This is a genomic window from Plasticicumulans sp. (assembly GCF_035331805.1).
GTDB lineage: Bacteria > Pseudomonadota > Gammaproteobacteria > Competibacterales > Competibacteraceae > Plasticicumulans.
Genome location: NZ_DAOLKE010000189.1, coordinates 1 through 6,909 on the forward strand (window position 1 = coordinate 1; position 6,909 = coordinate 6,909).

At 70.7% G+C, this 6,909-nt stretch carries 4 protein-coding genes; 3 read left to right on the forward strand and 1 reads right to left on the reverse strand.

The window, feature by feature from the left end:
* Positions 1-179: 179 nt before the first annotated feature.
* Positions 180-797, reverse strand: coding sequence for a TetR family transcriptional regulator (locus tag PKE44_RS12875; protein ID WP_324551815.1), 618 nt, complete (start codon positions 795-797; stop codon positions 180-182).
* 184 nt (positions 798-981) lie between these two features.
* Here PKE44_RS12875 and PKE44_RS12880 point away from each other — a divergent pair, with 184 nt between their 5' ends.
* From PKE44_RS12880 to PKE44_RS12890, 3 genes are all read left to right on the forward strand, one after another.
* Positions 982-2,211 (forward strand): efflux RND transporter periplasmic adaptor subunit, encoded by a 1,230-nt coding sequence (locus PKE44_RS12880; protein ID WP_324551817.1) that lies wholly within the window; start codon positions 982-984, stop codon positions 2,209-2,211.
* A gap of 86 nt (positions 2,212-2,297) precedes the next feature.
* Entirely contained in the window at positions 2,298-5,468 is a 3,171-nt protein-coding gene (locus PKE44_RS12885; RefSeq protein WP_324551819.1) for a multidrug efflux RND transporter permease subunit, read from the forward strand.
* Positions 5,461-6,909 (forward strand): efflux transporter outer membrane subunit (locus PKE44_RS12890; protein ID WP_324551822.1); only part of this gene is annotated, 1,449 nt, incomplete at its 3' end. The genes PKE44_RS12885 and PKE44_RS12890, both read left to right, overlap by 8 nt.

The following is a 6,909-nucleotide window of genomic DNA, read 5'->3' on the forward strand; positions in this document are numbered from 1 at the left end:
GGTGACGCCGGCCGCCGTGCCGGTAGCGACGACGCCGGCCGTGGCCACGGCGAGCGAGCCGGCGCCGGCGACGCGCTGAAAACCCGGCCTCTGCCAGAAGACGAAGGCCGCACCGGTCCATGCCCGGTGCGGCCTTCGTTTTTTTACGGTCTCCGGCGCAGGGCGCGCGGCCGCAGGCGTCAGGCCGGACGTTCGAGGCCGGCGAAGAACAGATCGACCAGCGGGCCGGCCTCGTCGGCGAGCCGGTAGCGCAGGTCCGGCGCGAACAGCCAGTCGCTGATCGTGCCGAGCATGTAGTTGTGCAGCGCGATCGCCGCGCGCCGCGGTTCGACACCATCGCGCAACTGCCCGAGCGCGTGCGCGCGTGCGAGCACGGTTTCACTGTGCTCGACGAAGCACTTGTTCTGCTGGTCGAAGCGCAGGCACAGCTCGCCGAGTTCGTCGACGTACTCGCACTTGTGCAGCAGCACCGCCAGCACCTGCTGCAGTTGCGGGCAGGCGGCGATGTCCTGCAGGTCGAGCACGCAGCGCTCGCGCAGCGCCGCCAGCGGGTCTTCGGCGTGCAGCAGCTTTTCCATCGCCTCGGTGAACGGCAGCGCGACGCGTTCGTGCATCGCGTTGAACAGTTCGAGCTTGTTCGCGAAATGCCAGTAGATCGCGCCGCGCGTCAGCCCGGCGGCCGTCGCGATCTCGGCGAGCGTGGTGCGCGAGACGCCCTTCGTGAAGAACAGGCGTTCGGCGGTGTCGAGGATCAGCGAGCGCGTCTGCTCGGCCTCGGCCTTGGTGCGTCTGACCATGTCGGTGCGGGGTGAATCCCGGGAAAACGGCGGAGTCGGTGCCGGTTGCGGACAGTGTATCGCTTCGCGGGGCTTTGCATACATACATGAATGTATGTAAAGTGCACTGCAACATCATCGAACGTCGCGCCGTGGCGCTTGTCCGCGCACACGCATCCGCCGGTGCGCTCCGGGAGTCCTGCCCATGATCCGCCTGTTCACGCGCCCGCTGTCACGGCTCTTCCGCCGGCCGGACCTGATCCTGATGCGCCTCGTCACCGTATGGATCTTCACCGGTGCCCTGATCGTGCTGGTCGCCGGCTGCGACAGCCGCGCCAACAATGACAGCGCTAACCACGCGATGCCGCCGCCCGAGGTCGCGCGCAGTGTCGTCCGTGCGGCCGATGTCGAGCTGCCGCTCGAATACGTCGCGCAGGTCGGCGGTTCGCGCGAGGTGCAGGTGCGCGCACGCGTCGAGGGCATCCTGCAGAAGCGCACCTACACCGAAGGCAAGCCGGTCAAGGCCGGCGAGACGCTGTTCCTGATCGACCCGGCGCCTTTCCAGGCCGCGCTCGATCGCGCCCGTGCCGATCTCGCCGAGCAGGAGGCGCGGCTTGCGCAGGCGGACAAGGAGCTGAAGCGCGTGCAGCCGCTGTTCGCCGACCGGGCCGTCAGCCAGAAGGACCGCGACGCCGCGCAGGCCGAGCGCGATCAGGCGAGTGCGGCGGTCAAGTCCGCGCGCGCCGCGGTGCGCACGGCCGAGATCGACCTCGGCTACACGCGCGTGACCGCTCCGATCGCCGGCATCACCAGCCGCGAGGTGCGCTCCGAAGGCAGCCTCGTGCGTCCCGGCGATGCAAGCGGCGCGCTGACGACGCTGAACCAGGTCGATCCGGCCTACGTGCGCTTCACCTACGCCGAGAACGAGGCTCTGATGATCCGCAAGTCGATCGCCGAGGGCCGGTTGCGCATGCCGGCCGGCGGACCGCAGGTCGAGGTCGTGCTCGCCGATGGCAGCGTGCATCCGCAGGCCGGGCGGATCGACTTCACCGACACGCTGGTCGATCCGCAGACCGGTACGGTCGGCGTGCGCGCGACGGTTGCCAACCCCGATGCCACGCTGCTGCCCGGCCAGTTCGTGCGCGTGCGGCTGAAGGGCGTCACGCGCCCCGGCGCGATCGTCGTGCCGCAGCGTGCGGTGATGCAGGGACCGGACGGCCAGTTCGTCTGGGTCATCGGCGACGGCGACAAGGTCGAGTTCCGGCCGGTCGTCACCGGCGCCTCGATCGGCAAGGGCTGGATCGTCGAGGAAGGGCTGAAGGGCGGCGAGCGGGTCGCGACCGACAACCTGCTGAAGCTCGCGCCCGGCGCGCTCGTCGTCGAGCCGAAACCGGCACCGGCCGCCGCGGCCGGCGGCCACGCGCCGCAGGGCTGAACCCGCTCTGGCACCCATTTGCATCGCCGGCGCGCGCCCCGCCCGCGCGCCGTGCCGTCCCGCGCCCACCCCCGGGGAGCCCGCGCATGAATTCCCGCTACTTCATCGAACGCCCGATCCTCGCGAGCGTGCTGTCGATCGTCATCGTGCTCGCCGGCCTCGCGTCGATGCGCGCGCTGCCGATCGCGCAATACCCGGACATCGTGCCGCCCGAGGTGCAGGTCACGGCCTTCTACCCGGGTGCCAGCGCCGAGGTGGTCGCCGCGACCGTCGCCGCGCCGCTCGAACAGGCGATCAACGGCGTCGACGACATGCTGTACGTGCGCTCGAACTCCTCGGCCGGCGCGCTGACCATCGCCGCCAGCTTCGCGATCGGCACCGATCCGGATCAGGCGACGATCAACGTCAACAACCGCGTGCAGTCGGCGCTGCAGTCGCTGCCCGAGGAAGTGCGCCGCCAGGGCGTCAAGGCCGAAAAACAGAGCTCGAACCTGCTGCAGATCGTCATGCTCGATTCGCCAAGCAAGCGCTTCGACACGGTGTTCATCAGCAACTACGCGCTGGTCAACGTCGTCGACGAGCTGCGCCGCATCAACGGCGTCGGCAACGCGATGATCTTCTCGGCGCGCGACTACTCGATGCGCATCTGGATCCGGCCCGACCGGCTCGCGAGCCTCGGGCTGACGCCGTCCGACATCGCCGCCGCGGTGCGCGAGCAGAACTCGCAGTTCGCGGCCGGCAAGTTCGGGCAGGCGCCGATGGGCACGCCGCAGGAATTCACCTACACGGTGACGACGCAGGGGCGTCTGGCGACGCCGGAGGAATTCGGCGCGATCGTGCTGCGCGCCGAGGCCGACGGCACGCTGCTGCGGCTCCGTGATGTCGCGCGCATCGAGCTTGGCGCCGCCGACTACGGCATGGTCGCCAAGCGCAGCGGCAACGAGACGGTCGCGATCGGCATCTTCCTCGCGCCCGGTGCCAATGCGCTCGCGGTCGCCGGCGCCGTCGATGCGCGCATGAAGGAGCTGGCCCGGCACTTCCCGGTCGGCCTGCAGTGGACGGCGCCGTATGACACGACGCGCTTCGTCGAGATCTCCATCCGCGAGGTGGTCAAGACCCTCGCCGAGGCGATGGGTCTGGTGTTCCTCGTCGTGTTCCTGTTCCTGCAGAGCGCGCGCGCGACCATCATCCCGTTCCTGGCCGTGCCGGTGTCGCTGATCGGCACCTTCGCCGGCATGTACCTGCTCGGCTTCTCGATCAACACGCTGACGCTGTTCGGCATGGTGCTGGCGATCGGCATCGTCGTCGATGACGCCATCGTCGTGCTGGAGAACGTCGAGCGCATCATGCGCACCCAGCGCCTGCCGCCGCGCGAGGCGACGATCCAGGCGATGCAGGAGGTCAGCGGCCCGGTCATCGCCATCGTGCTCGTGCTCTGTGCGGTGTTCGTGCCGGTCGGCTTCGCCGGCGGACTGGCCGGGCAGATGTACAAGCAGTTCGCGATCACGATCGCCGTGTCGGTCGTGCTGTCGGGCTTCGTCGCGCTGACGCTGACGCCGGCGCTGTGCGCGACGCTGCTGAAGCCCGTCGCCCACGAGCCGGGGCGGTTCTTCCGCGCCTTCAACCGCGGCTTCGAGCACGTCACCAACGGTTATTCGGCCGGCGTGCGCTTCTTCCTGAAGCGCGCGCTGCTCGGCGTGGCGCTGTTCGCCGGCATGCTGGTGCTGACCTGGGGGCTGTTCCAGCGCGTGCCGGGCTCGCTGGTACCGGACGAGGATCAGGGCTACGTGATGACGATGGCGATCCTGCCGCCCGGCGCCTCGCTCGAACGCACGATCGCCGTCAACGACCGCATCAACGAGTTCGCGCTCGCAAACCCCGCTGTCGACAACGTCATCGCGCTGTCGGGGCTGGATCTGCTGTCGTTCTCGAACGTGCCGTTCTACGGCGCCGCCTTCATCCCGCTGAAGCACTGGGAAGACCGCACCGCGCCCGGTCAGGACGCGCAGTCGCTGGTCGGGCAGTTCTTCATGCAGGGCGCGCAGATCCGCGATGCCATCGTGCTCGCGTTCAACCCGCCGCCGATCAGCGGCATGTCGACGACCGGCGGCTTCGAGGCCTATCTGCAGAGCCGCGGCGGCGGCGGGTCGAAGGCGCTGGCCGGCGAGGTGCAGAAGTTCCTCGCCGCCGCCGGCCAGCGCCCGGAGCTCGCCGGACTGAACACGATTTTCAACGCCAGCGTGCCGCAGATCGACATCCGGCTCGATCGCGAGAAGGCGCGCGCGCTCGGCGTGCCGGTCAACACCGTGTTCGAGACCATGCAGGCGACCTTCGGCGCGCTGTACGTCAACGACTTCAACAAGCTCGGCCGCACCTTCAAGGTGCAGGTGCAGTCCGAGGCCGAGTACCGCGAGAAGCCCGATGACCTGAAGTACGTCTACGTGCGCTCGACCGACGGCCGCATGATCCCGCTGACGGCGCTGGTCGAGGTCGTGCGCAGCGCCGGGGCCGAGGTCGTCGATCGCTACAACGTGTTCCCGGCCGCGAAGATCGTCGGTGGTCCGGCACCCGGCTACAGCTCCGGGCAGGCGCTGGCGGCGATGGAGCAGGTCGCCGCGCAGACCCTCGGCGAGGACTACTCGCTGGTGTGGACCGGCTCGGCCTATCAGGAGCGCCTGACCGGCGGCACCTCGACGCTGGTGTTCGGTTTCGGTCTGGTCATGGTGTTTTTGATCCTCGCCGCGCTGTACGAGCGCTGGACGCTGCCGGTCGCCGTCGTGCTCGCCGTGCCGTTCGCGCTGTTCGGCGCGCTGGCCGCGGTCTGGGTGCGCGGCATGGCCAATGACGTGTACTTCCAGATCGGCCTGGTGACGCTGATCGGCCTGGCCGCGAAGAACGCGATCCTGATCGTCGAGTTCGCGCTGCTGAAGGCGCAGGACGGCGTGCCGGTCGCGCAGGCCGCGCTCGAAGCCGCACGGCTGCGCTTCCGGCCGATCATCATGACCTCGCTCGCCTTCGTGCTCGGCGTCGTGCCGCTCGCGCTGTCGACCGGCGCCGGGGCGGCGAGCCGCCATTCGATCGGCACCGGCGTCATCGGCGGCATGCTGGCCGCGACCTTCCTCGCGACCTTCTTCGTGCCGCTGTTCTTCCGCCTCGTCGTGCGCCATGCGCCGAAACCGCATCACCACGGCGCTGCGGCTGACCCGCACGACCCCTCCGACCCGTCCGCGAAGGCTCCGGAGCCGCATCATGGCTGAGCGCATCCGTTCCCTGTCAGGCCCGTTCCGCCGGTCGCGCCGCGTCGCCGCACGGGTCGCCGCGCTCGCCGTCGCACTGGCGCTGGCCGGCTGCATGGTCGGCCCCGACTACCAGCGCCCGGCGCTGGAGCTGCCGGCCGGCACGGCCGGCGTGCCGAGGATCGCCGATGACTGGTGGCGCAGCTTCAACGATCCGGTGCTCGACGGCTTCGAGGCCGAGGCGCTCGCGCACAACCTCGACCTCGCCGAAGCGGTCGCGCGCATCGACGAGGCCCGCGCCAGCCTGCGCGGTGCCCGCGGCCAGCAGCTGCCGGATGCGACCGTCGGCGTGAACCAGAGCCGCTCGCGCATCAGCGGCGTCGGCTCGACGCCGCTGCCGGCCGGCACGCCGCTGACCAGCAGCGACCGGCGCGTGTCGCTCGACCTGTCCTGGGAGATCGACCTGTGGGGGCGGCTTGCGCGCGGCACCGAGGCGGCGCGCGCCGAACTCGCTGCCAGCGAGGCCGCGCGCGACGGCGTGCGCCTGTCGCTGACCGCGACCGTCGCGCGCAGCCTGTTCGAGGCGCGCGCGCTGGCCGCGCAGCTCGACATCACCCGCCAGACCGTCACCTCGCGCCGCCAGACCGCCGGGCTGCAGCAGAAGCGGTTCCGTGCCGGTTCGGTTTCCGAACTCGAAGCCAGCCAGGCCGAGGCCGAAGCCGCCGATGCCGCGGCGCGCCTGCCCGATCTCGAACAGCAGCTCGCCGCCGCCCGCAACGCGCTCGCCGTGCTGCTCGGGCGCACGCCGCAGGCGCTGGTCGAGCGCCCGGTCGGCGATCTCGGCGGCGAGGAGAAGCTGCCGCCGCTGCCCTCGGTGCCGGCGGCTCTGCCCTCCGACCTGCTCGAACGCCGGCCCGACGTGCGCTCCGCCGAGCAGCAGCTCGTCGCCGCCAACGCCCGCATCGGCGCGGCAAAGGCCGACTACTTCCCGCGGCTGACGCTGACCGGCTCCTACGGCGCCGAGAGTCAGGCGCTGTCGGATCTGTTCACCGGTCCGGCCAACACCTGGTCGCTCGCCGCCGGCCTCGTGCAGCCGCTGTTCACCGGCGGGCGCATCGCCGCGAACGTCGAGGGCGCCGAGGCGCGCACGGCGCAGGCCGAGATCGCGTACCGGCGCACGGTGCAGGCGGCCTTCCGCGAAACGCTGGATGCGCTGGTCGCGCACCGCAGCGCCAGCGAGCGCCTGCGCGCCCGCGAGGAACGCGAGGCCGCCCTCGCCCGCTCGCTGAAGCTCGCCAACCGCCGCTACGAAGCCGGCTATTCGAGCTGGCTCGACGTGCTCGACGCCGAACGCGGCCTGTTCCAGGCCAGGCTCGACCGCGTCGAGGCCCGGCGCGTACGCCTCGATGCGGCGATCGGGATCATCGAGGCGATGGGCGGGGGGTGGACGGTGCCGGGGAAG

Coding starts and splice junctions, on each gene's coding strand:
- PKE44_RS12875 (WP_324551815.1), bottom strand. CDS start 797: ATGGTCAGACGCACCAAGGCCGAGGCCGAGCAGACGCGCTCGCTGATC.
- PKE44_RS12880 (WP_324551817.1), top strand. CDS start 982: ATGATCCGCCTGTTCACGCGCCCGCTGTCACGGCTCTTCCGCCGGCCG.
- PKE44_RS12885 (WP_324551819.1), top strand. CDS start 2,298: ATGAATTCCCGCTACTTCATCGAACGCCCGATCCTCGCGAGCGTGCTG.